This is a genomic window from Brevibacillus sp. SYP-B805, assembly GCF_011059135.1.
In the GTDB taxonomy this organism is placed as follows: domain Bacteria; phylum Bacillota; class Bacilli; order Brevibacillales; family Brevibacillaceae; genus Brevibacillus_F.
The window spans coordinates 49203-75170 of the sequence record NZ_JAALGD010000003.1 but is presented as its reverse complement, the minus strand read 5'-3'; the positions used below and the strand labels follow the sequence as shown (position 1 = coordinate 75170).

General features: G+C 56.6%; 32 protein-coding genes, 1 tRNA gene and 1 pseudogene. 32 read left to right on the top strand and 2 right to left on the bottom strand.

Going from position 1 to position 25968, the window contains the following annotated elements; genetic code table 11:
• Positions 1-108: 108 nt before the first annotated feature.
• Entirely contained in the window at positions 109-1077 is a 969-nt protein-coding gene (locus G3578_RS05340) for an asparaginase (protein WP_165209637.1), read from the bottom strand.
• 91 nt (positions 1078-1168) lie between these two features.
• On the opposite strand from G3578_RS05340, the gene prsW reads away from it, so the two are divergent.
• The 15 genes and pseudogenes from prsW (at position 1169) to G3578_RS05265 (ending at position 13344) form a co-directional block, all read left to right on the top strand.
• Positions 1169-1843 carry a glutamic-type intramembrane protease PrsW gene (gene prsW, locus G3578_RS05335; RefSeq protein ID WP_165209634.1) on the top strand — a complete coding sequence of 225 codons (675 nt, stop codon included), beginning with the start codon at positions 1169-1171 and terminating at the stop codon, positions 1841-1843.
• 21 nt (positions 1844-1864) lie between these two features.
• A complete protein-coding gene (locus G3578_RS05330) occupies positions 1865-2029 on the top strand; it encodes a hypothetical protein (RefSeq protein ID WP_165209631.1) in 165 nt (54 codons plus the stop codon).
• Between the two features lie 181 nt (positions 2030-2210).
• Positions 2211-2675 carry a cell wall hydrolase gene (locus tag G3578_RS05325; RefSeq protein WP_481752721.1) on the top strand — a complete coding sequence of 155 codons (465 nt, stop codon included), beginning with the start codon at positions 2211-2213 and terminating at the stop codon, positions 2673-2675.
• Positions 2676-2696: 21 nt separating this feature from the next.
• Entirely contained in the window at positions 2697-4049 is a 1353-nt protein-coding gene (ypeB, locus tag G3578_RS05320) for a germination protein YpeB (protein ID WP_165209625.1), read from the top strand.
• A 107-nt stretch (positions 4050-4156) separates the two neighbouring features.
• Positions 4157-4843 carry a flagellar brake protein gene (locus G3578_RS05315; RefSeq protein WP_346773961.1) on the top strand — a complete coding sequence of 229 codons (687 nt, stop codon included), beginning with the start codon at positions 4157-4159 and terminating at the stop codon, positions 4841-4843.
• Between the two features lie 3 nt (positions 4844-4846).
• Positions 4847-5026, top strand: a complete 180-nt coding sequence (locus G3578_RS05310) for a hypothetical protein (RefSeq protein ID WP_165209622.1) — start codon at positions 4847-4849, stop codon at positions 5024-5026.
• Positions 5027-5169: 143 nt separating this feature from the next.
• On the top strand, positions 5170-5841 hold the full coding sequence (gene cmk / locus G3578_RS05305; RefSeq protein ID WP_165209619.1) for a (d)CMP kinase: 672 nt from the start codon (positions 5170-5172) through the stop codon (positions 5839-5841).
• Positions 5838-6431, top strand: coding sequence for a 1-acylglycerol-3-phosphate O-acyltransferase (locus G3578_RS05300; RefSeq protein WP_165209616.1), 594 nt, complete (start codon positions 5838-5840; stop codon positions 6429-6431). Before cmk ends, G3578_RS05300 begins: the two co-directional genes overlap by 4 nt.
• Positions 6432-6615: 184 nt before the next feature.
• On the top strand, positions 6616-7794 hold the full coding sequence (gene rpsA, locus G3578_RS05295; protein WP_165209613.1) for a 30S ribosomal protein S1: 1179 nt from the start codon (positions 6616-6618) through the stop codon (positions 7792-7794).
• Positions 7795-8137: 343 nt separating this feature from the next.
• Positions 8138-9210 (top strand): annotated as a pseudogene (gene fni / locus G3578_RS05290) (type 2 isopentenyl-diphosphate Delta-isomerase).
• Positions 9211-9265: 55 nt separating this feature from the next.
• Entirely contained in the window at positions 9266-9922 is a 657-nt protein-coding gene (locus G3578_RS05285; protein ID WP_165209610.1) for a YphA family membrane protein, read from the top strand.
• A 99-nt stretch (positions 9923-10021) separates the two neighbouring features.
• The gene (der, locus tag G3578_RS05280; RefSeq protein WP_165210219.1) at positions 10022-11335 is read left to right on the top strand and encodes a ribosome biogenesis GTPase Der; all 1314 of its coding nucleotides are present in this window, start codon (positions 10022-10024) and stop codon (positions 11333-11335) included.
• Between the two features lie 14 nt (positions 11336-11349).
• The gene (gene plsY, locus G3578_RS05275; protein WP_165209607.1) at positions 11350-11958 is read left to right on the top strand and encodes a glycerol-3-phosphate 1-O-acyltransferase PlsY; all 609 of its coding nucleotides are present in this window, start codon (positions 11350-11352) and stop codon (positions 11956-11958) included.
• 28 nt (positions 11959-11986) lie between these two features.
• A complete protein-coding gene (locus G3578_RS05270) occupies positions 11987-13006 on the top strand; it encodes an NAD(P)H-dependent glycerol-3-phosphate dehydrogenase (RefSeq protein WP_165210216.1) in 1020 nt (339 codons plus the stop codon).
• Between the two features lie 71 nt (positions 13007-13077).
• The gene (locus G3578_RS05265; protein WP_165209604.1) at positions 13078-13344 is read left to right on the top strand and encodes a stage VI sporulation protein F; all 267 of its coding nucleotides are present in this window, start codon (positions 13078-13080) and stop codon (positions 13342-13344) included.
• Between the two features lie 127 nt (positions 13345-13471).
• Here the strand turns inward: G3578_RS05265 and G3578_RS05260 are convergent, their stop codons facing one another.
• Positions 13472-13957, bottom strand: coding sequence for a hypothetical protein (locus tag G3578_RS05260; RefSeq protein WP_241254479.1), 486 nt, complete (start codon positions 13955-13957; stop codon positions 13472-13474).
• Between the two features lie 126 nt (positions 13958-14083).
• On the opposite strand from G3578_RS05260, the gene G3578_RS05255 reads away from it, so the two are divergent.
• The 17 genes from G3578_RS05255 (at position 14084) to hepT (ending at position 25921) form a co-directional block, all read left to right on the top strand.
• Positions 14084-14272 (top strand): DUF2768 family protein, encoded by a 189-nt coding sequence (locus tag G3578_RS05255; protein ID WP_165209598.1) that lies wholly within the window; start codon positions 14084-14086, stop codon positions 14270-14272.
• A gap of 14 nt (positions 14273-14286) precedes the next feature.
• Positions 14287-14577 carry a 2Fe-2S iron-sulfur cluster-binding protein gene (locus G3578_RS05250; RefSeq protein ID WP_241254478.1) on the top strand — a complete coding sequence of 97 codons (291 nt, stop codon included), beginning with the start codon at positions 14287-14289 and terminating at the stop codon, positions 14575-14577.
• Positions 14578-14591: 14 nt separating this feature from the next.
• The gene (locus tag G3578_RS05245; RefSeq protein WP_165209592.1) at positions 14592-14939 is read left to right on the top strand and encodes a 2Fe-2S iron-sulfur cluster-binding protein; all 348 of its coding nucleotides are present in this window, start codon (positions 14592-14594) and stop codon (positions 14937-14939) included.
• Positions 14933-15682 carry a hypothetical protein gene (locus G3578_RS05240; protein ID WP_241254477.1) on the top strand — a complete coding sequence of 250 codons (750 nt, stop codon included), beginning with the start codon at positions 14933-14935 and terminating at the stop codon, positions 15680-15682. Before G3578_RS05245 ends, G3578_RS05240 begins: the two co-directional genes overlap by 7 nt.
• A gap of 453 nt (positions 15683-16135) precedes the next feature.
• Positions 16136-17614 (top strand): stage IV sporulation protein A, encoded by a 1479-nt coding sequence (gene spoIVA, locus G3578_RS05235; RefSeq protein WP_165210210.1) that lies wholly within the window; start codon positions 16136-16138, stop codon positions 17612-17614.
• 216 nt (positions 17615-17830) lie between these two features.
• Complete coding sequence (locus G3578_RS05230; protein ID WP_165209589.1) at positions 17831-18103, top strand: HU family DNA-binding protein; 273 nt, start codon at positions 17831-17833, stop codon at positions 18101-18103.
• Between the two features lie 191 nt (positions 18104-18294).
• The gene (gene folE / locus G3578_RS05225) at positions 18295-18858 is read left to right on the top strand and encodes a GTP cyclohydrolase I FolE (RefSeq protein WP_165209586.1); all 564 of its coding nucleotides are present in this window, start codon (positions 18295-18297) and stop codon (positions 18856-18858) included.
• A gap of 142 nt (positions 18859-19000) precedes the next feature.
• Positions 19001-19077 (top strand) — tRNA-Pro (locus G3578_RS05220).
• 176 nt (positions 19078-19253) lie between these two features.
• A complete protein-coding gene (locus G3578_RS05215) occupies positions 19254-19949 on the top strand; it encodes a lytic transglycosylase domain-containing protein (protein ID WP_277603124.1) in 696 nt (231 codons plus the stop codon).
• A gap of 16 nt (positions 19950-19965) precedes the next feature.
• Positions 19966-20202, top strand: coding sequence for a trp RNA-binding attenuation protein MtrB (gene mtrB, locus G3578_RS05210; RefSeq protein ID WP_241254476.1), 237 nt, complete (start codon positions 19966-19968; stop codon positions 20200-20202).
• 158 nt (positions 20203-20360) lie between these two features.
• Complete coding sequence (locus G3578_RS05205) at positions 20361-20873, top strand: hypothetical protein (protein ID WP_165209583.1); 513 nt, start codon at positions 20361-20363, stop codon at positions 20871-20873.
• Positions 20874-21014: 141 nt separating this feature from the next.
• Complete coding sequence (locus tag G3578_RS05200; protein WP_165209580.1) at positions 21015-21848, top strand: heptaprenyl diphosphate synthase component 1; 834 nt, start codon at positions 21015-21017, stop codon at positions 21846-21848.
• Between the two features lie 6 nt (positions 21849-21854).
• Positions 21855-22622 (top strand): demethylmenaquinone methyltransferase, encoded by a 768-nt coding sequence (locus tag G3578_RS05195; protein WP_165209577.1) that lies wholly within the window; start codon positions 21855-21857, stop codon positions 22620-22622.
• Entirely contained in the window at positions 22619-23485 is an 867-nt protein-coding gene (locus G3578_RS05190) for a UbiA-like polyprenyltransferase (protein ID WP_165209574.1), read from the top strand. The genes G3578_RS05195 and G3578_RS05190 overlap by 4 nt, the downstream gene beginning before the upstream one ends.
• Entirely contained in the window at positions 23482-24084 is a 603-nt protein-coding gene (locus G3578_RS05185) for a UbiX family flavin prenyltransferase (protein ID WP_165209571.1), read from the top strand. Before G3578_RS05190 ends, G3578_RS05185 begins: the two co-directional genes overlap by 4 nt.
• A complete protein-coding gene (locus G3578_RS05180; protein ID WP_165209568.1) occupies positions 24081-24938 on the top strand; it encodes a menaquinone biosynthetic enzyme MqnA/MqnD family protein in 858 nt (285 codons plus the stop codon). The genes G3578_RS05185 and G3578_RS05180 overlap by 4 nt, the downstream gene beginning before the upstream one ends.
• Before the next feature lie 17 nt (positions 24939-24955).
• Complete coding sequence (gene hepT / locus G3578_RS05175) at positions 24956-25921, top strand: heptaprenyl diphosphate synthase component II (protein WP_165209565.1); 966 nt, start codon at positions 24956-24958, stop codon at positions 25919-25921.
• Positions 25922-25968: the final 47 nt, after the last annotated feature.

Here is a 25968-nt window from a genome sequence, read left to right as displayed (position 1 = left end):
CCCCCGCCGACACCAGTATGTTCAGGGGTCCCAAAAAGTACCCGGATGAAGCTTCGAAGGTTAACGTCACTTTTTGGGGTTAAGCATAGCTCAAGTGGGCGGGGTTATTTACCGTTCGAAGTATCCGCGCAATACCGCCAGATCACGCGTTTGCTCCAAGGCAACCATCAGCTTCAGGCGGGCTTTTTGGCCGTTCAAGCCGTTGGAAAAAATCATGCCCATTGCTTTGAGCTGTCGACCGCCCCCCTCATAATCATACACGTCCTGCACCTCACCATTGAAACAGCGGGAAACCAGCACGATCGGAATCCCTTTGTCCAACACCTGCCGAAGGGTCGGCACGATCGCGGGAGGAAGGTTCCCCAGCCCCAGCGCTTCAATCACCACGCCATCGACGGGCTGTTCCAGCAGAAATTGAATCCAGGCGGCTTCCATGCCTGCCACGGCTTTCAATACCGGCACATTGGCAGCGGCTTCCTTCACCGGGAAAAATTCGCGCTCAAGCGGTGCGTGGTGATAGCTGACGCTTTTCTTGCTGATGGTGCCGATCGGCCCGTACTGCGGCGATTGAAACGTCGCGACATTGCTCGTGTGGGTTTTGGTCACATGGCGGGCGGCGTGGATCTCGTCGTTGAAGACGACCAGCACCCCTTTGTCGCGGCTGGCGGGATCGATGGCCGTACGCACGGAAGAGATCAGGTTGACGGGACCGTCCGCGCCCAGTTCGTTGCTGCTGCGCATCGCGCCGGTGATCACCACGGGAACGGACAGGGACAAAGTAAGGTCAAGGAAGAACGCCGTCTCTTCCAGGGTATCGGTGCCGTGGGTTACCACGATGCCGTCGTAGGGGGTGGTCGCCAGCTGCTGTTCAATGTGCTGCCGCAGCCGGTTCATGATCTGCGGCGTGATATGCGGACTGGGCAGATTGAGAAAATTGTCCATCGTGACATCCGCGTACTGCTGTAGATAAGGAAGGATCTTGCCGACCGCCTGATCATCCATCGGCTTGACGCTCTCCGTCGCGTCCACCGACATGGCGATCGTGCCTCCCGTATTGATCACCAGAACCTTTTTCATGAAGTACCTACCCTCTCCTGATGCGGGTTTTCAACAAACTCCCTTTCATGGTACGATGATTGATAGTCCATGTAAAGGAGCAATACGCGCGATGATTGCCTTGGTGGGTGCGGCGATCGCACCAGGTATTGCTTTGATGAGCTATTTTTATCTGCGCGACAACCTGCAGCCGGAACCGATCTCGATGGTGGTGCGATCCTTTCTTTTCGGCATCCTGCTTGTTTTTCCGATCATGATCCTGCAGTATATCATGCAGACGGAATGGAACCTGACCAACGCATGGTTTCAAGCGATCGCTTCATCCGCGCTGGTGGAGGAATATTTCAAATGGCTGGTGGTTTACCATACGGCCTACAAGCACGTGGAATTTGACGAACCGTATGACGGGATCGTGTATGCCGTCGCCGTATCGTTGGGCTTCGCCACCCTGGAAAACTTCCTGTATCTGATCATCAACGGCCTGGACATCGCCTTCTGGCGTGCGCTGCTGCCCGTATCCAGCCATGCGCTGTTTGGGATCTGGATGGGCTACTATCTGGGAAAAGGAAAGTTCACCGAACGCCCGGCCCTGAAACACCGCTTTCTGGCACTTTCCCTGTTCATCCCGATCCTGCTGCACGCCCTGTACAACATCATCTTCCTGACCGTGGAACAATGGGGATGGGTGATCCTGCCGTTCATGCTTCTGCTGTGGTGGTTCGGACTCAAAAAAGTGGAGTCGGCTCACCGGTTCGGTTCTAAAACGGCGAAAAGTCGGCCACACTAGCTCGTAAGGAGGAGACGAGCTGTGGCAAAAACCGGACGAACCAAAGTGACCATCCGCTGCAATGTATGTGGTGAACAATTTACGCTGCGCGGTCGGCGGGGGCCGGCCGGCGAAGTGGAAACCGGCTTCAAGCAGTGCTTGTGCGACAATAACCGCCACTTCCATATCATGGAGGATGGTTCATAAGACAGGAAGGAACTGGCTCTTGCCGGTTCTTCTTTTTTTTGCATAAAGCCCCATTTCTCCATCCACACTATGCTCAACCGAAATTCTTGAGGGAGGATCGCGAATGAACAAAGCGGGTCGCAGGCTCATCAGCGGCAGGGTTCTGACGGGGATGATTGCCGCGGCATGCGCCGCCAGCCTGATGGCGGCAACATGGCCGACGGGAGAAAGCGCGTATACGATGCAGCCGCAGGAGTATGCCGCGCCTGCCAAGGCGAAAAAACCGATGAAAACCTTCCATCCCTCCCGCCTGTCTGCCAATGACCTGAAGCTGATGGCCAATGCCGTTTATGGCGAAGCGCGGGGAGAACCGTACATAGGACAAGTGGCGATTGCCGCCGTCATCCTCAACCGGACCAAAAGCCCCAACTTCCCGGATACGCCGGCGGGGGTTATCTTTGAGCCGCGTGCCTTCACCGCTGTGGCCGACGGGCAGATCTGGCTCAACCCGAATGAGTCGGCCAAGAAAGCAGTGAATGATGCGCTGAGGGGTTGGGACCCGACGGGCGGCTGCGTCTATTACTTCAATCCCGCGACAGCCACCTCCCAGTGGATCTGGAGCAGGCCGCAGGTGAAGAAAATCGGCAAGCACATCTTTTGTCGGTGATTATTGAAAGGAGGCGGTAGGGTGATTTACGGAGTTGTCGCGCGTGTTCTACTTCCGGTTGCCGCCGTAGCGTTGGTGGGTGCCGGTATGTGGGGCTATCAGGAGCATAACGAGAAGAACTCGATTCTCATCAAGGCGGAAAACCAGTACCAACGGGCTTTTCATGATTTGAACTATCATATTGACAAGCTGCACGACGAATTGGGCAAGTCGATCGTGGTCAATTCCCGCAGGCAGATTACCCCTTGCCTGACGAACGTCTGGAGGCTGGCCTATGCGGCGCAGTCCGATGTCGGACAGCTGCCGCTTACCCTGATGCCGTTCAACAACACGGAAGAATTTCTGGCCAAGGTAGCGGACTTCTCCTACCGGGTTGCCGTGCGGGATTTGGCAAAGGAACCGCTCTCGCAGCGGGAATACAAGACGCTGCAAAGCCTGTACAGCAATGCGGCAGCGATTCAGAAGCAGCTGGATCATGTGCAGACGAAGATCATCGACAAGAAGCTGCGCTGGATGGATGTGGAAACAGCGCTCGCCTCCGATGACAAAAAAGAGGATAACACGATTATCGACGGTTTCAAGACCATGGAGAAGCGCGTGCAGGAATTCCCCGAGGTGGATTGGGGGCCCGGCATTCAAAACCTAGATGGCAAGAGAAAGCTGCGGATCAAGGGGATAAGCGGCACGAAAGTAAGCCCGGAGGAAGCGAAGCGCGCCGCGTTTGCCTTCATCGGTCTGAAGCCGGGCGAGGTAAACGTGGAGATCGACTCGAACGGCAAGGGAGAAGAGTACTCGGCATACAGCCTGCGGTTCACCGGCAGCAGGCTGAAAAACCCGCTCAATCTGGAAGTGACGAAACGCGGTGGCAAGGTGATCTGGTTGTTGAGCGAGCGGGACATCCGGGAACAAAAGCTGACGATGCAGCAGGCGGAAGCAAGCGGCAGCCGGTTCCTGCGGGCCCACGGCTATGCCAATATGGTCGCGGCGGAAAGCGATGTGTATGACGGGCTCGCGGTGTTTACGTTCGTGCCGGAAATCAACGGCGTACGCATCTATCCGGATGCCGTCACGGTGAAAGTGGCGCTGGACAATGGGGACGTGACCGGTTTCCATGCAGCCGAATACTTGTTCAACCACAAGCCGCGGTCCATTCCCAAACCGAAAGTAAGCATGCAGCGCGCCCGACAGATGGTAAATCCCAACGTGAACGTGAGCAAGCAGCGGCTGGCCCTCATTGAAAGCAAGAATGACGGCAAGGAAGTGCTGTGCTACGAGTTCACGGGAAACTTTCAAAACGACCAGTATCTGATTTACATCAACGCGCTGACGGGCGATGAAGAAGAAGTGGTGAAAATGGATACGGGCGTGAAGTAAGACCGGGGAGGAAGTTCTTTGAAAAAGAGCTTCCTCCATTTGCCGTTTCCATGGATAACCGTGTATAATGATGGTTAGGCGCAGGCAAACAAAAGGGGGTAAGACCCGTGATCGTGCTACCGCGAGTCGGACAGATGCTTCGGATACATATCACCAGCCAGAACGCTGCAGCAAGCAAGCATACATACAAATCGCGCGTGGCTGATGTTCAGGGGGACGTGGCGGCGATCGAGTTTCCGATCCATGAGGAAACCGGCAAAACCGCGCTGCTGCCGGAAGGGACCGCCATTGAAGTATCGTACATCGGGGAAGACGGGGCCCAATTTCATTTTCACTCCGAAGTGCTCGGGGAACGCAGGGAGAATATCCGTTTGCTGCTGATCAGGCTGGCGTCAATCGACCAGATTACGCGCACCCAGCGGCGCAACTATCTGCGGGTGGATACCCATGTGGATATTGCCGTCAAAATGCAGGATCATGTCCGGAACTATCACCTGCTCGCCCGCACCACCGATCTAAGCGGCGGCGGTCTGGCCTTTACCTGTCCGGCCGAGTTCCGGTTCAAACCGGGGGACAAGCTGCTGATCTGGCTCTCGCTGCCCAGCAAAGCGGGAAGCGTCGCCCATGCATTTGCGGAAGGGGAGATTACCCGCTGCAAAGCGCCGGAGGAAGCCGGTACGCATCAGTGGATTTCGGTCAAATTCGTCCAGATTTCGCAGGGGGACCAGGCCAAGATCATCCGCGCGTGCTATGAGCGGCAACTGGAACTGCACAAAAAAGGCGTCGGGGAATGACGGATGGATCGATACAACGAGCGTTACAAGCGGTTTTCCGGACGGATTGAAAAAGGGATCATCGCCTTGATTGCAATCAGTGGGCTTCTGCTTCTGGCCAGTGAATTCCTGTACGGCTTTGATCCGGTTCGGAGCGCGCTGGTGGAGACAGAGCGGTTGGAAGGCATCTCGCAGCAGCCTTGAAGTTTGCTCCTTTGTTCGATTTATGGTATGATAAACCAAGAATTGTACAACAAAGGGACGCGCTGGCTTCATGGAGAAGGCTTCGATCGAAGCTTTCTTTGTTTTTGCAATGTACCATAATATTGGCAACAGGTGGTCACAAGATGAATATTGCAATAGACGGTCCTGCAGGAGCGGGCAAAAGCACAGTGGCAAAAGCGGTGGCTTCCCGTTTACGCTACGTGTATATTGATACAGGCGCGATGTACCGGGCATTGGCTTGGGCGGTGCTGCAGGCGGGAATATCCGTCGAGGATGAAGAAGCGGTGGCTGCTCTCCTGCAGCACAACCGGATCCGGCTGGAACGCAGCGGCAACGAACAGCGCGTCTTCTGGAACGACACGGACGTGACCGGCGAAATCCGCACGCCCGAGGTGAGCCGGTACGCGTCCATCGTGGCCAGTTACGGCGCGGTGCGCAGCCTGATGCTGATCCTGCAGCGCAGGATGGCGGAGCAGGGAAATGTCGTCATGGATGGGCGTGACATCGGGACCCATGTGCTGCCCGATGCCGAAGTGAAGATATTTCTCACCGCATCGATCCGGGAGCGGGCCAAGCGCCGATTCGCCGAACTGATGGCCCAGGGACATGCGACCACGGTGGAGGAACTGGAAGCGGAGATTGCGGAGCGCGACCGGCGCGACAGCGAGCGTGAAGTGGCTCCCCTGCGCCAGGCGGCAGACGCCGTGCTGGTCGATACCACAGGACGCTCTGTGGAAGACGTGGTGGATCATATCCTCCAAATCTGCAAGCGGACGGGTGAAGAGGCCAAGTGACCTTGTATCGGATTTTTTACAGGCTGTTCCGTTTTCTGTTCGCGGTATTTTTTCGTTGGCAGGTGATCGGTGTCGAACATATACCTAAGGAAGGCGCCGTAATCCTCTGTGCCAACCACATCAGTCTTCTTGATCCGCCGCTCGTCGGCTCCGGCTGCAATCGGGTCGTCCATTTCATGGCCAAGGAAGAACTGTTCCGGATTCCGGTGTTCTCTGCGCTCATCACGCAGTTCGGGGCGTTTCCGGTAAAACGCGGTGCGGGCGATCGTTCCGCGATCCGCACAACCCTGAAACTTCTCGAAGAAGGGAAAATATTGGGAATATTTCCGGAAGGGACGAGAAGCCGGACAGGGGAATTGGGCAAGGGGATGCCTGGTGCAGCGATGTTTGCCCTGAAATCGGATGCAGCTGTCATTCCGGTGGCCATCATCGGACCGTACCGGTTGTTCCGGCCGGTGAAGCTGGTGTTCGGCCGCCCGATCGACTTGAGCGCACAGCGGGCAGGCAGGACCGATTCCGAAACCCTCAAGGAAACGACGGAACTGATCATGCAGCGCATCAAAGAACTGATGGATCAATATACATCTTAGATAGAGGTTTGGAAAAGCAAGGGGCAAAAGTATGGAATTACCGATCTGGAAGAATACTAATTTTGCCTGAATTACGGGCTGCGTCAGCTAATCATTGCTTCCGGGCAGTGATTACCATATATATTATCGCCGCTTCATATCCCGTCAGCATAGGAATTGGGTGGTACTTAAGGAGGTTTTGTTCATGGTGGAAGAAACGAGCAACACGACAAGCCTTACAGACATTAAAACAATCTCTGTAGGGGATGTTGTCAAGGCAAAGGTAACCAAAGTGGAGGAAAAGCAGGCTTTGGTCGATGTGGGCTATAAGTATGACGGCCTGATTCCCATCAGCGAGCTGTCAGGTCTTCATGTTGACAAGGTGTCTGACGTCGTTTCCGTGGGAGACGAGTTTGACGTGAAGGTATTGAAAATAAATGACGACAAAGAAGAGCTGGTTGTCTCCAAAAAAGCGCTCGTCGTAGAGAAGGCCTGGGAAGAACTGGCACAGAAAATGGAATCGGGCGAGATCATCGAGGCGCCGGTCAAAGAGGTGGTCAAGGGCGGTCTCGTGGTCGATGTAGGCCTGCGCGGTTTCGTGCCTGCTTCCATGGTGGAACGCCATTTCGTGGAGGACTTCTCGGGTTACGTCGGCAAGACGCTGACGCTGAAGGTCGTGGAGATGGACAAAGAGAAAAACAAGGTGATCCTCTCCCATAAAGCGGTGCTGGAGAGCGAGGCGCAGAAGCAGAAGCAGCAGGTGCTGGAAAATCTGCAGCCGGGCCAGGTCATCGAGGGAACCGTTCAGCGCCTGACCGATTTCGGCGTCTTCGTGGATATCGGGGGCGTTGACGGCCTGGTGCACGTTTCGGAATTGGCGTGGAACCGCGTGGAGAAACCTTCCGATGTCGTGAAGGAAGGCGACAAAGTGAAGGTAAAAATCCTCAAGGTTGACAAGGAAAACGAACGCATCAGCCTGAGCATCAAGGAAACCCAGCCAGGACCGTGGGAATTGGCGGGCCAGCAGTTCAAGAAAGGCGACGTGGTGACCGGGACCGTCAAGCGTCTGGTAAGCTTCGGGGCATTCGTGGAGCTGGCACCCGGCATCGAAGGGCTGGTGCACATCTCCCAACTGGCCAACCGGCATGTCCATACGCCTGCTGAGGTAGTGAAAGAAGGGCAGGAAGTACAGGTAAAAATTCTGGACGTCCTGCCGTCCGAGCAGCGGATCAGCTTAAGCATCCGGGCGCTGGAGGAAGACCGCACCGCCGCAGTGGAACGCGCCAACCGCCGCGAGCAGCAGGCGTTCCAGCAGGAGAATAACCAGCCGCTTGGCGTCACGCTCGGCGACCTGTTTGGCGACCTGAAAGACAGATTGAAATAACCATAGGATGAGAGGGGATACGCATGAAGCGTATCCCCAGACTGATGACAAACGTCTGTTTGGGGCATGGAGGAATGGGGCCAGGCGAGCTCCTTTGACGACCGGCTCAGCAGAGAAACAAAGACGCGGGGTCACAGGGGGCGTGAGTCTCACATCCCTGAGACGCCCAGATGTTGAGCCCCCTGCCCGCGTCGCGTTTCGGAGCGGACACGGCCGCTTCCTCGCGGGGCGTCAAGAGAGCGAGCAGGAACCATTACCCATGATCGACCGACTTTGTCTGCACACTGGGGATACGCATGGAGCGTATCCTTTTTTTCATGGATGGTGAAAGGAGAAGAAACAGTTGAGCCGATCCGAGCGCAAATGGGAGCATGTCCAGCAGGCGTTGGCGACAGGGCAATCGGGAAAACAGGGATTCCAGGACGTTCAGTTTTTGCCGAATAGTTTACCGAATATATCTTATGGTAACATATCGCTGGAAACCAGGCTGCATCATCTGACCCTGTCGTCACCGGTGCTGATCAATGCCATGACCGGAGGCTCCCCGAAGACGGCCGAGGTGAACCGAAAGCTGGCGACGCTGGCGCGCGAAACAGGGCTGGCGATGGCAGTCGGTTCCCAGATGGCCGCATTGAAAGACCCGACGCTTGCCGACAGCTATCGGGTGGTTCGCCAGGTCAATCCTCGCGGCGTCGTGTTTGCCAATCTGGGGGGGAGGCAACGGTGGAACAGGCGATCAAGGCGGTGGAGATGCTGGAAGCCGATGCGCTGCAGATCCACCTGAACGTCATGCAGGAATTGCTGATGCCGGAAGGGGACCGCGACTTTACCGGTTACCTGGAGCATATCCGGCAGATCGCCGAAGCGGTTCCGGTCCCGGTGATCGTGAAGGAAGTGGGGTTCGGCATGGCCCGCGAAAGCATCCGGCAGCTGATCGACGCCGGGATCCGCATGATTGACCTGGGCGGTTCCGGCGGGACCAACTTTGCCGTCATCGAGAACAGGCGCAGCCCGCAGCCGCTGGCCATGTTTGAGCAGTGGGGGCTCACCACCGTGCAGAGCCTGTTGGAAGCAGGAACGTGCGCGCGGCCTGATGTCTATTTTATCGCGAGCGGCGGCATTCGGCACGGACTGGATGCGTGCAAGGCTATCGCGCTGGGGGCATCGGCCGTGGGAGTGGCGGGTTACTTTCTGCAGATGGTTCAGACGCAGCCGCTGGATGCCTGCATGGAGGCGGTCGAGCTGTTTCACCATCAGATGAAGGTAGCCATGACGGCATTGGGAACGAGACGGCTGGAAGAGCTGCGGCTGCGCCCCTTGACCATTACGGGCGAGACAGCGCTCTGGGCCTGGATGCGCGGCATCGACTGCAGACCATACGCCCGGCGGGGGGACGAATTCTTCGGGGCGTTATGAATCCGGCCGGTTGGGGCATACTTTGGAAGAGATTCTGGCTTCAGAGGAGATCGAGATGAACGACGGAATACGGACGCTGATCCTCGAATGGTCTCTCTTATGGCTGCTCTGGATGGGAATCCTGGATCGGCAGCTGCGCGGCATCCATCTGACAAGAACCCAGGCGCTGGCGGTGGTTTCGCTCTATCTGCTCGGTTCCTTCACCGACTGGAAGCTCTCTTTTCCGCCGGTGGCCATTACCGTCAGCGGCACGATCCTCCCGCTGCTGACAGCGGCCTGGATCTGGACGGGACTGTCCGGATACAAGCGCGGCTGCAGCTTGGCAGCCGCCGTGTTCACGGTCTTTGCGCTCTTTGCCGCCCGGAAGCTGCTGTTTTGGGATCCGGTGCTGCTGCTGATTGACGAAACGCTTCTCCTGCCGCTGTATCTCCTGGCTCTCCTTTTTCTGTTGACGAGAGACTGGCGCGAGCAGCTGTTTATCGTCCTGATCGGGCTTCCGCTCGCCGACGCGCTGTACATGCTCAGCTGTCTGCCCCAACTGAAGGAGTGCGTCATCGGAGGCGGATATGCCCAGGACCTGCTGTGGACCGCGCTTCCGCTTTGGATGGCGGCAGCGGCGGTTTGGGCAGTTCTGTACAGGGGAATCGTCTCCCTGCGCGCGGTAATTTTGCCCTGGGGGAGATGGCGTACCAAAACCAATGCTCACCGGTGAACGTTCCTGCCTGAATCGAACGCTCATCGTTGTTCGCCATCAAGAGTGTATGGTATGATAGCTACGAAATACGAAAGATGAGAGAGAGTGTTGACAACCATGGGATTGCCTGTTGTAGCGATCGTGGGACGACCCAATGTGGGGAAATCCACGATTTTTAATCGGCTTGTGGGTGAACGCATTGCGATTGTGGAAGACAAGCCGGGAGTCACGCGCGACCGCCTGTACGGGAAAGGCGAATGGCTCAATCGCTATTTTCACGTGATCGACACGGGAGGGATTGAATTCGGAGAGACCGATGAGATCCTGACCCAAATGAGATACCAGGCCGAACTGGCCATCGATGAGGCGGACGTCATCCTGATGATCGCCGATGGCCGGACGGGAGTGACCGATGCGGACCAGGAGCTGGCACGCATGCTGAACCGGACCGGCAAACCGGTGGTGCTGGCCGTCAACAAGCTGGACAACCCGGACATGCGCCTGGAAGCGTTTGACTTTTACCAGCTGGGTCTGGGAGAGCCGTTTCCCATCTCCGGCGCCCATGGCCTGGGCCTGGGAGATATGCTGGAGGAGATCACGAAGCATTTTCCGCCGGTGGAAACTGACGACGATGCCGACGATGTCATCCGCGTCTCCATCATCGGCCGCCCCAACGTGGGCAAGTCCTCCCTGACCAATGCCATCTTGGGCGAGGAGCGCGTGATCGTGAGCGAGATCGCCGGAACCACCCGCGACGCGATCGATACGCCGTTTACCCGGGACGGCCAGGAATATGTAATCGTGGATACGGCGGGCATGAGAAAACGGGGAAAAGTGTACGAGTCGACCGAAAAATACAGCGTCATGCGCGCCATGAAGGCGATCGAGGATTCCGACGTGGTGCTGGTCGTCCTCAACGGGGAAGAAGGCATCATCGAGCAGGACAAGAAGATCGCCGGCTACGCCCATGAGGCAGGCCGGGCTGTCATCATCGTCGTCAACAAGTGGGATGCGGTCGAAAAAGACGACAAGACGATGAATCGGTTCACGGAAGAGATCCGGGAGGAATTCAAGTTCCTCGATTATGCGCCGATTCTGTTCGTGTCGGCGAAGACGAAGCAGCGCATCCACACCATTCTGCCCAAGGTGAATCAGGTGGCGGAATCCCATGCGATGCGCGTGCCGACGTCGACGCTGAACGAACTGATCAACGAAGCGCAGATCATGGCGCCGCCGCCGACGGACAAGGGGAAACGCCTGCGCATCAATTATGCGACCCAGGCTGCCGTCAAGCCGCCTACCTTCATCCTGTTCGTCAACGATCCGGAATTGATGCACTTTTCCTACGAGCGATACATCGAGAACAAGATTCGCCAGGCTTTTGTCTTTGAAGGAACGCCCATCCGTATCCTGACACGCAAAAAAACATAGGGAGAGGAAAAGCGATGGAGTTCGTCTTATCCGCGGCGATCAGCTATTTGATCGGCTCGATCAGCTTCAGCTACCTGATCGCGAAAAAACTGGCCGGAATTGATATCCGCGCCCATGGCAGCGGCAATGCCGGAGCCACCAACACCCTGCGCGTCCTGGGGAAAGGCCCGGCCATTGTCGTGCTGGTGCTGGATATGCTCAAAGGGATGGCCGCCATGCAGATCGCCTGGTACCTCTCCGGGGGCAGTACCGTTGCTGTTGCTTTTGCGGGAATCTTCGCGATCATCGGGCACAATTGGCCGGTCTTTTTTCAGTTCCGCGGCGGCAAGGGGATTGCCACCACGCTTGGGGTGGCGCTGATGCTGTCGTGGAAGGCGTTTGTGGTGAGCGGCATCCTTTGCCTGCTTGTCATTCTCGTCACCCGCTATGTGTCGCTGGGATCGCTGGTGTTCGTCACGGCGCTCCCCGTCACCTTGTGGATCTTTACCGGCGATGCTGCGTTGTTCGGGGTCAGCCTGTTCGTCACCCTGCTGGGCTATGTCCGCCATTATTCCAACATTCGCAACCTGTTGGCGGGAAAGGAGCGCAAGCTGGGAGACCCGTCATCCAGACCGTTGAAATAAGCAAGTTGTGGAGGAGAAGCGATTGAGCATGCAAGTGGCAGTGATCGGGGCAGGGACGTGGGGGACGGCACTCGCTTCCGTCTGCGCCGACAACGCGCATCAGGTAACGCTGTGGGTCCGGGATCCCCGGGCTGCCGAAGAGATTCAAACCACACGCGCCAATGAGAAATACCTGCCGGGGGTGACACTTTCCCCCGCCATTGCGGCAACCAGCGATCTGACAGAGGCCGTATCCGGCCGAAAAGCGGTCATCCTGGCTCTGCCTTCCCATGCCATGCGGGAGGTGGTTCGCCGTCTGGCTGACCTGCTGGAGCCGGACGTGCTTTTGATCCACGCCACCAAGGGGTTTGAGCTGGAGAGTTTAAAGCGCATGTCCGAGGTGATCAGGGAAGAGGTGCCGGCCGCCATCGGAGAGCGCCTTGCCGTTCTGACCGGGCCAAGCCATGCGGAAGAAGTGATTCTGCGCTCGCCGACGACCGTCGTGGTGGCATCCGACTGCGAGAAGAGCATGCTGGCCGCCCAGGATCTGCTCATGACCCCCTATTTCCGGGTATACACCAATGCCGACATGATCGGTGCCGAGATTGCCGGCGCCTTGAAGAACATCATCGCGCTCGGGGCAGGCTTGTCGGACGGGCTTGGCTTCGGGGACAATGCCAAGGCGGCCCTGCTGACCCGGGGACTGGCCGAAATCACGCGTCTCGGCATCAAGCTGGGAGCCAGTCCCATGACTTTTTTGGGTTTGGCCGGGGTGGGCGACCTGATCGTCACCTGCACCAGCAAGCACAGCCGCAACTGGCGGGCAGGCTACATGCTGGGCCAAGGCATGCCGCTTGATGACGTTCTGCGGCAGATGGGCATGGTGGTGGAAGGGGTGCGCACGACCCATGCCGCGGAGAAGCTGGCGCGGCGCGAAGGGGTTGACATGCCGATTACCCGGACGATTTACGGGATCCTTTTCGAAGGCAAGTCGCCGCGCCAAGGCGTGGAAGAGCTGATGGGGCGCGACCGCCGGTTCGAGATGGGCGACCTGGGGTTCAACCGCTGAGAAACAACTCACCATTTCCCGCGCTCCTTCATACGATAGGGAGAAACCTATCGGGCTGAGGAGGAGTTTTCATGAGCAAAAGCGTGTCCCGCCTGTTTCTCGACAAGCTGCGGGCAAAAGGAAATCCGAACGTGGACGAGGGTCAATTGCGGGCGCTGGCCGGGCAGATGAAAAAAAGCGACTTTGAGGATGAGGAGAAAGTGCGGCAGCTGCTGAGAACGTTGGCGGCCATGAGCGGCACGACCCTGTCGGAAGCAAAGGAAGAACAGATTCTGAAGATGTTCCGTGAAAAGCAGATCGACATCCACAACATGCAGTCGCTCAAGAAACTCTTGTAAGGCCGGGGAAGAAATGGGCGATTATGACCGTTACAAGGCACTGAATTCTTCATAAAGTAAGACTAGGAACAATCATGGCTCTACAGGGACATGGCTGGCCTACAGGAACAAGAAAAAAAGAGGGAGGTCATCCCTCTTTTTTTCGTTTGGCGGCAGCGCCCGTGTGCTGGCTCAGCAGGCTTTGCACGAGCGGCGACTGAAGCAGGTTCAACAGCTGGTTCATATCGATATTGGCGAGCGGATTGCTGTTGGTTGCGGGTTCCTGCTGATTGTCCGCCTCTTCGGACGCGGCCTGGCCGCGATCGCTGCCGTCTCTGGGCTGCTGACCGACTCCGGTTTTGGCGGAAGATCTCCCCAACGATTCCACCATCTGCATGGCTCCGTAGAGCGTATCCATGGTTTCTTCCATCTGCCTGATCGTGCTGCTGATCCCCTTGATATTGTTGCGCATCCGGGAGACGGATGAGCGCAAATCAAGGACAGACAAGGATTTTGGGGCAGGCACGGACAGGGAAGCGGTTGTGGCGGGTACGGCAGCCGCAGGTACGGCAGCAGCCTTACCGGCTTTTTTTGCGAGCGGGCTGTAGGGGTTGCGCCATTTTCGACTGTTCATCATTCTCCCTCCATAGGCGAATCATCACGATAGTCTATGCGTCTGCCCGAAACTAGGTTCGTATCCCGAAAAGTATGCTATAATGACGGAGATATAGAGAAATCAGGTAAAGGGTGCTCTGGAAAGATGACGATCGATCCCATGACGAAGATGAATATCTCGTTGTTAGCAATTTTTTTTATGTTTGTGTGCAACTTTCTGGTACTGTACGCGCGGAAGCTGCAAAACGGGCTGCTCCGTTTTCTGCTGAAAACCGTCGCATTCCTGCTGCTGCTGTTCATATTCGGCATGATTGTGGTCGTGTTGTTTGCATAGGAGGAGCAATGGCGATGTTGACGCTTACTTCAAGGAAAGGGACCTTTCAAATAGAAGCGGTACGGGATACCACCATCGTGACGCTTGCCAAAACGCACAACATTCCATGGGGATACGCTTGTGAACGGGGCATCTGTGCCCAGTGCAGGACCCGCGTGGTGGAAGGGGCGGAATGTTTAAACGAGGTCACCGAGGCGGAGAAGCTGCGCCTCCGCAAGGCAGAACGGGCGGAAGGATATCGTCTGGGCTGCCAGATCCAGGTGACTGCCCCCGGAAACATCACGCTCGTCCATTCCCCATACTAACCGGAGGGAGCACCATGGCGAAGATTCGATTTCTGCCCGCCGGCAAAACGATCAAGGTGCGCGCCGGCCAGACGGTGATCCATGCAGCCAAGGCCAATCGCGTCGTGATCCCGCAGCGCTGCGGCGGCCATGCCTCCTGCCTGATGTGCAAGGTCATCGTGGAGGAAGGCAGGCTGGGCCCGCCTACTGCATTGGAGCAGCGGATCATGAGTGAGGACGATTTGAACCGCGGGGTGCGCCTGGCGTGTCAGGCGAAGACTACGGACCAGGATTGCACCCTGCGCATCCCTGAAAACAAGCTGAAATCGGTGGTTCAGGCGGCGCTGGAGCGCCAGCGCGCCGAGGAGGATGATCTATGGTAGCTGACAAGAAGCGTACGGGACGGGAGATACGCCGCCATGCCCTGCCAGGGCTTCTCCTGGTTCTGCTGGCCGCCCTCCTGACGGGGTGTTTGTACCCGAATGAGCGCAGGCTGGAAAACCAGGTGCCCAGCACGTTTTATCTGGAGGCGACGCAGAAAGCGGTGGAGCAATACAGGAAGGATACCGGCGTGCTGCCGATTGCGACGAAGCCGCTGGATACTCCCATTTTCGAAAAATATGAAATAGATTTCTCCCGGTTGATGCCCCGGTACCTGCCGGATGCGCCCGCCAACTCCTTCGAAAAGGGCGGCCTCTATAAATATGTCCTGATCGATGTGGACTGGAAGCCGACCGTGAAGCTGATTCACCTCGGCATGGTGAGCAAAGTGGCGGATGTGCAGCATGCCGTCAACCGGTATCGGGACAATTTTGGCAAACTGCCGCTGGGAAAGGACCTGGGCAACGGCTATTATCTGATTGACTTTCAGGCTCTCGGCACCAAAGAGGTGCAGATCGACAGCATGGTAACCAATCAATTGCTGCCGCTGATCATGAACGCGCAGGGAGAAGTGGGAATCGACTATGCCGCCGACATCGCCACGATTCTGCGGAACAATCCCAGCGCGAATGTGCCCAAAGACACGGACCCGCGGTATGTGATGGCCCGCGAATCCATGTTCGTCCCTGTCAAATCGTTTCCGTATGCCCTGGAAAACGGCGAGCCCCGCCTGCTGCCCCAATAAGATGACAAGCGACTCTTTCAGAGGCGCTTCAGTTGCAGACAAAGTCTTTTTTCGCATGGATAATGGTTCCTGCTCGCTCTCTTGACGACCAGCAATGAAGTTGGCTTTTGTCCGCTCCGAAACGCGACGCGGGCGGGGGCTCAACATCTGGGCGTCTCAGGGATGTGAGACTCACGCCCCTTTTGCTCCCGCGTCTTCGTTTCTCCGCTGAGTCGGTCGTCAAAGGAGCTCGCTTGGCCCCATTACTCCATGCGTCAAACAGAAGTTTGCCATCAATCTGTGGCGTCTCTTGCAGAGGCGCTTTTCTTTTTTGTTCTATGATCCGCCTCCCGACATATACATGTACTGTCCACGACTCTAGTACGAGACCCTCGTGTAAAGAACGGAACCGAGGGATAAATCGGAAAAACAGTCATAGTGTATCAATAGACAAATAGAAGGAGGTCATCGATGGTGGAACGTATCGACATCTTCAAAGACATTGCGGAACGAACGGGCGGCGATATTTATCTCGGCGTGGTCGGGCCTGTTCGTACGGGAAAATCCACGTTTATCAAACGCTTTATGGAGCAGGTCGTGATCCCCAACATCGCGTCCGAAGCGGAACGGATCCGCGCGACCGATGAGCTGCCGCAAAGCGCTTCCGGCCGGACCATCATGACGACGGAGCCGAAGTTCGTTCCCAACCAGGCGGTGCAGATCAATGTGGCAGAAGGCTTGAGCATCAATGTCCGCCTCGTTGACTGCGTCGGATACACAGTGCATGGGGCGAAAGGCTTCGAAGACGACCATGGACCGCGGATGGTAAACACCCCCTGGTATGAAGAACCGGTGCCATTCGAGGAAGCCGCGGAGGTCGGAACGCGCAAGGTCATCCAGGAGCACTCCACCATCGGGATTGTGGTGACCACGGATGGCTCTATCGCGGAGATTCCGAGAAGCGCCTATGTGGAAGCGGAAGAACGTGTCATCAACGAATTGAAAGAAGTAGGCAAACCGTTCGTGATCGTCGTCAACTCGGTCAGGCCGCGCACCGAAGAAGTGCAGCTTCTGCGGGCGGAACTGCAGGAGAAATACGACGTTCCGGTGCTGGCCGTATCTGCGGACAACATGAACGAAAACGAGATTCTCCTCCTGCTGCGGGAAGTGCTCTTTGAATTCCCGGTTCACGAGGTGAACGTAAACCTGCCAAGCTGGGTCATGGTGCTGGAAAACGGCCACTGGCTGCGCCAAAACTATGAAGAAGCCGTCCGGGATACGGTCAAGGATATCCGCCGTCTGCGCGACGTGGACCGCGTGGTAGGCATGTTTGGGGAATACGACTTTGTGGAACGGGCGGCGCTGGCAGGCATGCATATGGGGCAGGGCATCGCCGAAATCGACCTGTATGCCCCGGATGAACTGTACGATCAGATCCTGATGGAGATTGTCGGGGTGGAGATCACCGGCAAAGACCACCTGCTTAAAATCATGCAGGAATTTGCCCACGCCAAACGGGAATACGACCAGGTGGCGGAAGCGCTGCATATGGTACGGACGACCGGCTACGGCATCGCTGCGCCGTCGCTGCATGAGATGACGCTGGACGAACCCGAGATGATCCGCCAGGGCCCGCGCTTCGGCGTCCGGTTGAAGGCAACCGCTCCGTCGATCCACATGATCCGCGTCGATGTGGAATCGGAGTTTGCCCCCATCATCGGGACGGAGAAGCAGAGCGAAGAGCTGGTTCGTTACCTGATGCAGGACTTCGACAAGGACCCCCTTTCCATCTGGAATTCCGACATCTTCGGCCGTTCCCTCCATTCGATCGTGCGGGAAGGCATCCAGGCCAAAATCACGATGATGCCGGACAACGCACGCTACAAGCTGCAGGAAACGTTGGGGCGGATTATCAACGAAGGATCGGGCGGCTTAATCGCGATCATCCTGTAAAACGATGCAAGGGCAAAATAAGACCAAAGGCTCCCTGGGATGGGAGTCTTTTTGTGATTTTCGGTAGAATTCGACAGGAAGGGGCTTGAATTTACAGAAGTGGTGTATTACTATAAGCTTGTCAGAGCGGTAAAAACAGCCAAAAGCGTATAAAATCAAGCATTTCGGTTAAGAGTTGTAATAACGACACCATACCTTTGAGGGGAGGTGAAAGATATGAACAAAACAGAACTCGTGGCAAAAGTAGCAGAGGCTACCGAACTCACGAAAAAAGATGCTGCGAAAGCAGTTGACGCCGTTCTCGACGCCATCGCCGGCGCTCTGAAACAAGGCGAAAAAGTACAGCTGATCGGTTTTGGTAACTTCGAAGTTCGCGAGCGCGCCGCTCGTAAAGGCCGCAACCCACAAACCGGTAAGGAGATCCAAATCTCAGCAAGCAAAGTTCCAGCTTTCAAACCTGGAAAGCAACTGAAGGACTCCATCAAGTAATCTACTACGAGACTACATAAAAAATCCACATTGCAAAATGTGGATTTTTTGCTTTTTTTTCGAGCATTGTGGTAAGATGGGTGTGATCTATCGCCCGATGGATACATCTCGCAGACACAGACCGGGCTCCGGCATTTGGGAGAATTGAAGCTCGCAGATTCTCCCCGGATCGTTAAGGAGGAAACACAGAAATGAGAGTCGACCACGAAAAAATCAAGCAGGCCGTACGCATGATTCTGGAGGCTGTAGGGGAAGACCCGGATCGCGAAGGCTTGTTGGATACACCGAAACGTGTAGCCAAGATGTATGAAGAAGCGTTTGAAGGCATGGGAGTCAACGAAGAGGAATACTTTGAGACGGTCTTCAGCGAAGAGCATGAAGAGATGGTGCTCGTGAAAGATATTCCCTTCTACTCCATGTGCGAACACCATCTGGTTCCCTTTTTTGGCAAGGCGCACGTCGCTTATATTCCCAGAGGCGGGCGCGTTGTCGGTTTAAGCAAGCTGGCCCGGGCCGTTGAAACCGTGGCGCGCCGCCCGCAGCTGCAGGAGCGCATCACCTCGACGGTCGCCGATGCCATCATGAAAAAGCTGGATCCGCACGGCGTGGTGGTCGTCGTGGAAGCGGAGCATATGTGCATGACAATGCGCGGAGTGAAAAAACCGGGTTCCAAAACCGTTACGTCCGCCGTCAGGGGCATTTTTGTCAATGACAGCGCGGCCCGCGCCGAAGTATTCAGTCTCATCAAGTCGTAGCAACAGGCGAACAACCCGCGGCAAACATCAACGGCTGGGTTGTTCTTTTTTGACAAAAACATTTTTTTATAGCGGCGGCAAAAAAATTGAAAGTTACCCTTGACATTCGTTTGATTTATATTGTATATTACAAGAGTGCAGTCGGGATGTGGCGCAGCCCGGTAGCGCGCACCCTTGGGGTGGGTGAGGTCCAGGGTTCAAATCCCTGCATTCCGACCATCTTTCCAAAACCGAAAGTCCTCTCCGATGCGGGAGGGCTTTTTTTGATAAAGCGAAGATAGAAAGGCTGGGGGCCCTTGCTGGTGTCGGCGGGGTTTTCTTACAAGAATCGGCTTGGCTAGCGCGGGCTTGTCTACTATAATGGGGGTAAGACCGCAAAGGAGAGAGTGGATTTCATGAGCATTTCTCCCCAGTACCACGCGTTGATCGGCGCGCTGCAGCGCATGCAGCCGTACCCTTCGCTCCCGGACGAGCAGAACGGCCTGGCAGCGCTTCCCCAGGCTGACCTGTTTCAGGATCTGTTGGCACAAGAGATGTCCAAAAACCAGCGGGTGATCTCCGCTGAAGAGATATTGGCCGACCTCGACGGATCGCCCACCTATGTCTACTCGGGCCTTTCCGGCGATGAGGAGGAGTTGCAGGAGCCGGCAGCATCCGGCAGCACCCCGGGAGGGACGATCAGCCGCGACGCGATCATGGCCAAAATCAATCGCATCGCCACCGCGTACGGGGTTGATCCCAAGCTGGTCAGGGAAGTGGTGCGGGCTGAATCCAACTTCAATCCCAACGCCGTCTCCCGGGCTGGCGCAAAAGGCTTGATGCAGTTGATGGACAGCACGGCGCGAAGCCTGCATGTCCAGAATCCGTTTAATCCGGACGAAAATATCAGGGGCGGTACCCTGTTCCTCAGGAAGCTGCTCCAGAAATACGACGGCAATGTGAAAGTGGCGCTGGCGGCCTACAATGCAGGCCCGGGCCGTGTCGACCGCCTGGGTATCGATACCGACGAAGAGTTTGAAGCCAAAGCGCAGCAGCTGCCGGAGGAAACGCAGCGCTATGTGGACAAGATTACCAGCCGTCTGTACGGTTAGGTGAGGAGGATGCAGTTTGTCTGATAACGTGAACCTGTACCAGCATCAAGATTTTTTTGTGATCAAAGCGAAGGAGAACGGCGTCCATGTCATCGGCTTGACGCGCGGAACGGACACGCGGTTTCATCACACCGAAAAGCTGGACAAGGGGGAAGTGATGCTCGCCCAGTTTACCGAGCATACGTCCGCCATCAAAGTCCGCGGCAAAGCCGTGATCCTGACCCGCCACGGGGTAGTGGACACCTCGGAATAAGTCCAAAGCAAAAAGCAGGCAGCGTCCTGCTTTTTTCTGTGTCCAGCGGCGCGATCGCGGGAATGGGGGAGCGGTGACAGTCAATCCCCCTGTTGCTGGAAATAGCAGACATGTATCGGCGCTATCGTTTGTACAATGGTGGGGAGGAGGGATTACCGATGCCCCGAAGCTTGCTGGCGGCGATTGCATGCTCGGCATTACTTGCCTTGTTGTTGAGCCTCGTCCCCACCGTTGGGCTGCAGACCGGAGGGGAACATATTCCTGTTTTTCAGGCGACCAAACCGGTCGTGCTGGGAGAGCATAATCTTGTCGATTTGTTTACTTTCGCCCAGACACATTATAATATTAAGCGTGTGAAATGGGAGAGCCCGTCCCTTTATGTGGATCTGGTGGTGGATCAAGGACAGTCCGCGGACCTTTCGGGCATTTACCGGGACTTCTACACGCTTGCCTACGATGCGTTTCTGTATACGGCCAATGTGGATCGCCTTTATTTTCGCATGCTGGAGGGGAAGGATGAGCGGTCCGCCCGGCTCCTGGTCTCCATACGGGCAGATCGTCCCCGAAGTGAGCTGACACCGCCGGACTCGGTCTCCGATATCGCCTCGTTCGTGGAACACACCTTTTCGGTACGGATCGAACCATATTTTCGCAAGAGTGTTAGTCCATAAGAAGGAAGTATGTTATACTGGAGAAGATTCTTTGTCCGTCTGTTGAAATCGTGAACAGCACGGCGGCAACGCCCTGCCTGGACGCCTCCGCTGCCTGCCGCGATGCCCGCTCTCGAAGTTTTTGCACCTGGAGGATGACGCATGACCAAAGATAGATCCCGTGGGATAGATGAAATCAGGGAGATTTTTGAACTCCTGAACAAACGAACGTCGGTTCCTTATGTCGAAAAATATGTTGACCTGCCGCCCTTTGCCGAAAACCGGCTCGCGATGCTCTATGTTTTTCTGCGCGACGAGGGGCTTGATAAGGAACGGGCGAAAACGCTTTGCGTGACGACCGGCCTGGTGCAGTTGGGGCTGGACACACATGAGAGCGTAAGGGTTCGGTATGAGAATACCCACGCGGCAGAGCGGAACCGTCAGCTTACCGTCCTGGCCGGAGATTACTTCAGTAGCCATTATTACCACATGCTGGCGGAAGCGGGAGAAATCACGGCGATTCGCGTGCTGGCCGGAGCCATCCAGGAAATCAACGAAGCGAAGATGAAGCTGTACTTTGGTGAAAAAGAGGACAAGTTGTCATCGGAAAGCTACATGGCGCTTCGGCAGATCATCGATACCGCCCTGTATACGGCGATGGTCCGCCACTATGCCTCCACCGAGGAAAGCCGCCGTTTTTGGATTGCGCTGTTTCAGGAGACGGCGGCGGTTGAATGCATGATCGGGGCATGGGAGCAGCTCCAGTGGCAGGAGCAGGTGCCGCTTGGATTTACCCGGCTGCTGCTGCAGGTGCCCGGTTCCACCCTCGCCCATGTGCTGTCCGTGGTTGAGGAAAAAGCAATGGAGTTGATGGGGGTGTGCGAGCAGCTGATCCGCAGCTTTCAGTCGGCGGAAAAACAAACGCTGCTCGATTGGATCACATCCCGCTATGTACACCGAGTCAATCGGTTGAAACGCGTCGTCGAGGAGCTGTAGGGAAGCGTGAACCAACAAGAGATGAAGGAAAAAGCCCGGTATGTCCATTCCGTCTTTGAAAACATTGCCGACGAGTACGACCGGATGAATCATGTGATCAGCTTCGGAAGCCATATCGCCTGGCGCAACTATACGATGAAGCAGATGAACATCCAGCCTGGGCAAACCGCCATCGATGTGGCATGCGGCACGTGCGACTGGACGATCAGCCTGGCCCGGGCGGTAGGTCCGGAAGGCAAGGTGGTCGGCCTGGATTTCAGCCAGAACATGCTCAATGTGGGGGCGTACAAGGTTGACCGCGCCGGGGTGGGTCAGCAGGTCGAACTGGTCCATGGCGACGCGATGAAGCTGCCCTATCCGGACGATACGTTTGATTACGCCACCATCGGGTTTGCCCTGCGCAATGTGCCGGATGTGCAGACGGTGCTCAACGAAATGACGCGCGTCGTCAAACCGGGCGGCAAGGTTGTGTCGCTGGAAGTCTCGAAGCCGCCGTTTCTGCCGTACCGGAAGCTGTTTTACCTGTATTTTTACCACATCCTTCCCTGGATTGCGAAGTTGGTTGTCAACAAGTACGAGGAATACGCCTGGCTGCCCAAATCGCTGACCCATTTCCCGGACAGCAGGGAATTGGCGGCCATGTTCCGCAAGGCCGGATTGGATCCGGTTCGGGTGAAGCTGTTTATGGGCGGGGTGGCGGCGCTTCATATCGGGATCAAAGGGGAAGCAAGCGGCAAGACAACGGAAAGTAAGATGGGAAGTGCGATCACATGATTTCCAAAGTAAAGATACTATTAGAAATGATCAAATTTGAGCATACGGTGTTTGCCCTGCCGTTTGCCTTTTTGGGAGCGGTATTGGGCAATATAATCGTGGAGCATGCCTGGCCCACCTGGAGGGAAATCTTTTTTGTGACGCTGGCCATGGTGGGGGCGCGCAGCGCGGCCATGTCGCTGAACCGTCTGATCGACCGCTACATTGATGCGAAGAACCCGCGTACCGCCAACCGCGCGCTGCCGGCAGGACTGATCAGCGTGCCGGAAGTCGTCGTTTTTATCGTCATTTCGTTTATCGCCCTTTTTTATGCCGCTTTCCAATTGAACGATCTCGCGGTGAAGCTGCTGCCGCTTGCCGTGTTTGTCCTCATCCTGTATTCGTACACCAAACGTTTCACATGGGCGTGCCACTTCATCCTGGGTATCGCGATCGGCTTCGGCCCGCTGGGGGGATGGGTGGCAACCACCGGACAGATCGATGCCACCGCACTGCTGCTCTTTGGCACCGTTCTCTTCTGGACGGCCGGATTTGACATCATCTATGCCTGCCAGGACGCGGAGTTTGACGTGCAGGAGGGGCTCTTTTCGCTGCCTTCCCGCTTCGGCATCGCCAGGGCGCTGCTGATTGCCCGCTGCTGCCATCTAGTCACGGTGGCAGGATTGGTGCTACTGTATGTCCAGGCCGATTTGTCCGTCTGGTTCCTGATCGGGGTGATCATCTCCACGATCATCCTGATCTATGAGCACAGTCTCGTCAAACCGACCGACCTGTCCAAGCTGAATGTGGCCTTCTTCACCATGAACGGCATCTTGAGCTGCGTCATGTTCGTCTTTACCATGATCGATCTGGTGATGGTATGAGCCGGAAAGAACTGGCGGTGGGAATCACCGGAGCGAGCGGAGCCATCTATGGCGTCCGGCTGGTGCAAGAGCTGTTGAAAGGCGGCCACACCGTTCACCTGATGATTACGGAGGCCGGCTGGCAGGTCTTTCAGGATGAGCTGGAGTGGGAAACGAAAGACCGCGAACGGCTGCTGGACGAAAAGCTGCAGCGCGGCCTGCCGGGGCGCCTCCGGTATTGGACGCTGCGGGACTTCTCCTGTCCGGCTGCCAGCGGATCGCACCGAGGGGACGGCATGATCGTGATTCCCTGCTCCATGGGGACCTTGTCCGGTATCGCCAATGGGGCATCGGGCAACCTGCTGGAGCGGGCAGCCGATGTGATGATCAAGGAGGGGCGCAAGCTGGTGCTTGTGCCGCGGGAGACGCCGCTCAATGCCATACACTTGGAAAATATGCTGAAGCTTAGCCGCCTGGGGGTTAAAATCCTGCCGGCCATGCCGGGTTTCTACCACAAACCGGTTACCCTGGACGAGCTGGTCAATTTTGTTGTCGGAAAAGCGCTCGATGCGCTGGATGTTCCGCATGCGCTCTTCCGACGTTGGGGGGAAACGCCATGAGTCCGAAACAGCTGCGCATCGGCCAGATCAAGTACACCAACACGCTGCCGGTCTATTTTTTCTTTGACGAGGCGCGTTTTGACGACAAGATCGATTTCATCTTGCAGGTGCCGGCCCAGTTAAATGCCGCGATGGCCAGAGGAGAGATCGACGTGGGGCCGATCTCCTCGTTCAGCTACGCGGAGCACCACGAGCAGTATCTGGTTCTGCCGGGATTGTCCATCAGCGCGAAACGCCGGGTTAGATCCATCTATCTCTTCAGCAAGCGCCCGATCGAGGAACTGGACGGCGCCCACATCGCGCTGACCAATACCTCCGCGACGTCGGTCAACCTGTTGAAAATCATCCTGGAGAAATTCCTGCGGTATACCGTTACCTATCAGACGCAGGCGCCCGTCCTGGAAGAGATGCTGGCCCACGCCGATGGCGCCCTGCTGATCGGCGACGACGCGCTGCTTGCTTATCGGAACAACAACGGGTACCATGTGTATGATCTGGCGGAATTGTGGTATCGCTACACGGGGTACTCCATGACGTTTGCGGTCTGGGCCGTGCGCAAGGAGGCCATCGAGAAACACCCCGGGCTGCTGCGGGACGTTCACGCCGCTTTTCTGGAGAGCAAGGAGCGCAGCCTCCAGCATCTGGAGCAGGTCGTGGAAGCGGTTACCGCCCAATTCGGAGAGGAACCCTCCTCGTGGTTTGAATATTTCCGGGGCCTTTGCTACGATTTCACGGAGGAAGAGCGCCGCGGACTTGAACATTATTACGCATGCGCGGCAGAGCTCGGCCTCCTGCGTTCGCCTGTCAAGGTTCGCATCTGGGAGGAAGCCGTCCAGCCGGGAAGTACACGTTGATGAGATAGGTGGAACGGATGAAGCTAGTCGACATTTATTATCAGATGAAAAGCGATGTAGATTATGTGGAACAAGAGCTGGAGAAGGCGATTGATACGAAGTCGTATGAGCTGTATCAAACGTCCACCCATTTGCTGAAGGCAGGGGGAAAGCGGATTCGGCCAGTCTTTGTCCTGCTGGGAGGAAAATGGGGCAACTATGACCTCTCCAAGCTGAAGCTGGTGGCCGTTCCGCTGGAGCTGATCCACATGGCCTCCCTGGTGCACGATGATGTCATCGATGATGCGGACAAGCGGCGCGGCAGCGAGACCGTCCGGGCGAAATGGGATAACCGGGTGGCCATGTACACCGGTGACTATATTTTTGCACGGGCCCTGTCCATCGCGACCGAACTGCCCAATCCCGAAATCCACCGCATCCTTTCCAAGGCGATCGTGGAGATGTCCAAAGGGGAGATCGAACAGGTACGCGACCTGCACAACTGGCAGCAGGGGCTGCGGACGTATCTGCGCCGCATCAAGCGGAAAACCGCCCTGCTGATCGCCATCAGCTGCCAGTTGGGGGCCGTTGCCAGCGATGCATCGCCCGAGCTGGTACGCCGCATGTACCGGTACGGATACAATGCGGGCATGGCGTTTCAAATCACGGATGACATTCTTGACTTTACGGCGACCGAGAAACAGCTCGGCAAACCGGCTGGCAGTGATCTGCGCCAAGGAAACATCACCCTGCCGGCTCTTTACAGCGCGATGATCGGGCCGGAGCGCCACCGTTTCCAGACGTGGATCAGCCGGGGAACCCTGCAGGAACACGTGGAGGAAGCCATTGAGCTGATCCGGCACAGCGAAGGCATCCGGTTTGCCCAGTCGCTCGCCCAGCGGTATCTGGCCCGGGCATGTGAAGCGCTCGCCGATCTGCCGGACAATGACACCAAGAAATCGCTGCTGGACATCGCCCATTTCATCGGCAACCGCAAATTTTAACCATTTTTGACGGCGCGAGGTTGCCTGCCCGTTTTTCTTTTGATAAA

Excerpts from the sequence above, each read along its gene's own strand:
- G3578_RS05340 (WP_165209637.1), bottom strand. The coding sequence starts at position 1,077 with ATGAAAAAGGTTCTGGTGATCAATACGGGAGGCACGATCGCCATGTCG.
- prsW (WP_165209634.1), top strand. The coding sequence starts at position 1,169 with ATGATTGCCTTGGTGGGTGCGGCGATCGCACCAGGTATTGCTTTGATG.
- G3578_RS05325 (WP_481752721.1), top strand. The coding sequence starts at position 2,211 with ATGGCGGCAACATGGCCGACGGGAGAAAGCGCGTATACGATGCAGCCG.
- G3578_RS05310 (WP_165209622.1), top strand. The coding sequence starts at position 4,847 with ATGGATCGATACAACGAGCGTTACAAGCGGTTTTCCGGACGGATTGAA.
- cmk (WP_165209619.1), top strand. The coding sequence starts at position 5,170 with ATGAATATTGCAATAGACGGTCCTGCAGGAGCGGGCAAAAGCACAGTG.
- rpsA (WP_165209613.1), top strand. The coding sequence starts at position 6,616 with ATGGTGGAAGAAACGAGCAACACGACAAGCCTTACAGACATTAAAACA.
- G3578_RS05285 (WP_165209610.1), top strand. The coding sequence starts at position 9,266 with ATGAACGACGGAATACGGACGCTGATCCTCGAATGGTCTCTCTTATGG.
- der (WP_165210219.1), top strand. The coding sequence starts at position 10,022 with ATGGGATTGCCTGTTGTAGCGATCGTGGGACGACCCAATGTGGGGAAA.
- plsY (WP_165209607.1), top strand. The coding sequence starts at position 11,350 with ATGGAGTTCGTCTTATCCGCGGCGATCAGCTATTTGATCGGCTCGATC.
- G3578_RS05270 (WP_165210216.1), top strand. The coding sequence starts at position 11,987 with ATGCAAGTGGCAGTGATCGGGGCAGGGACGTGGGGGACGGCACTCGCT.
- G3578_RS05265 (WP_165209604.1), top strand. The coding sequence starts at position 13,078 with ATGAGCAAAAGCGTGTCCCGCCTGTTTCTCGACAAGCTGCGGGCAAAA.
- G3578_RS05260 (WP_241254479.1), bottom strand. The coding sequence starts at position 13,957 with ATGAACAGTCGAAAATGGCGCAACCCCTACAGCCCGCTCGCAAAAAAA.
- G3578_RS05255 (WP_165209598.1), top strand. The coding sequence starts at position 14,084 with ATGACGATCGATCCCATGACGAAGATGAATATCTCGTTGTTAGCAATT.
- G3578_RS05250 (WP_241254478.1), top strand. The coding sequence starts at position 14,287 with ATGTTGACGCTTACTTCAAGGAAAGGGACCTTTCAAATAGAAGCGGTA.
- G3578_RS05245 (WP_165209592.1), top strand. The coding sequence starts at position 14,592 with ATGGCGAAGATTCGATTTCTGCCCGCCGGCAAAACGATCAAGGTGCGC.
- G3578_RS05240 (WP_241254477.1), top strand. The coding sequence starts at position 14,933 with ATGGTAGCTGACAAGAAGCGTACGGGACGGGAGATACGCCGCCATGCC.
- G3578_RS05230 (WP_165209589.1), top strand. The coding sequence starts at position 17,831 with ATGAACAAAACAGAACTCGTGGCAAAAGTAGCAGAGGCTACCGAACTC.
- folE (WP_165209586.1), top strand. The coding sequence starts at position 18,295 with ATGAGAGTCGACCACGAAAAAATCAAGCAGGCCGTACGCATGATTCTG.
- G3578_RS05215 (WP_277603124.1), top strand. The coding sequence starts at position 19,254 with ATGAGCATTTCTCCCCAGTACCACGCGTTGATCGGCGCGCTGCAGCGC.
- G3578_RS05205 (WP_165209583.1), top strand. The coding sequence starts at position 20,361 with ATGCCCCGAAGCTTGCTGGCGGCGATTGCATGCTCGGCATTACTTGCC.
- G3578_RS05200 (WP_165209580.1), top strand. The coding sequence starts at position 21,015 with ATGACCAAAGATAGATCCCGTGGGATAGATGAAATCAGGGAGATTTTT.
- G3578_RS05190 (WP_165209574.1), top strand. The coding sequence starts at position 22,619 with ATGATTTCCAAAGTAAAGATACTATTAGAAATGATCAAATTTGAGCAT.
- G3578_RS05185 (WP_165209571.1), top strand. The coding sequence starts at position 23,482 with ATGAGCCGGAAAGAACTGGCGGTGGGAATCACCGGAGCGAGCGGAGCC.
- G3578_RS05180 (WP_165209568.1), top strand. The coding sequence starts at position 24,081 with ATGAGTCCGAAACAGCTGCGCATCGGCCAGATCAAGTACACCAACACG.
- hepT (WP_165209565.1), top strand. The coding sequence starts at position 24,956 with ATGAAGCTAGTCGACATTTATTATCAGATGAAAAGCGATGTAGATTAT.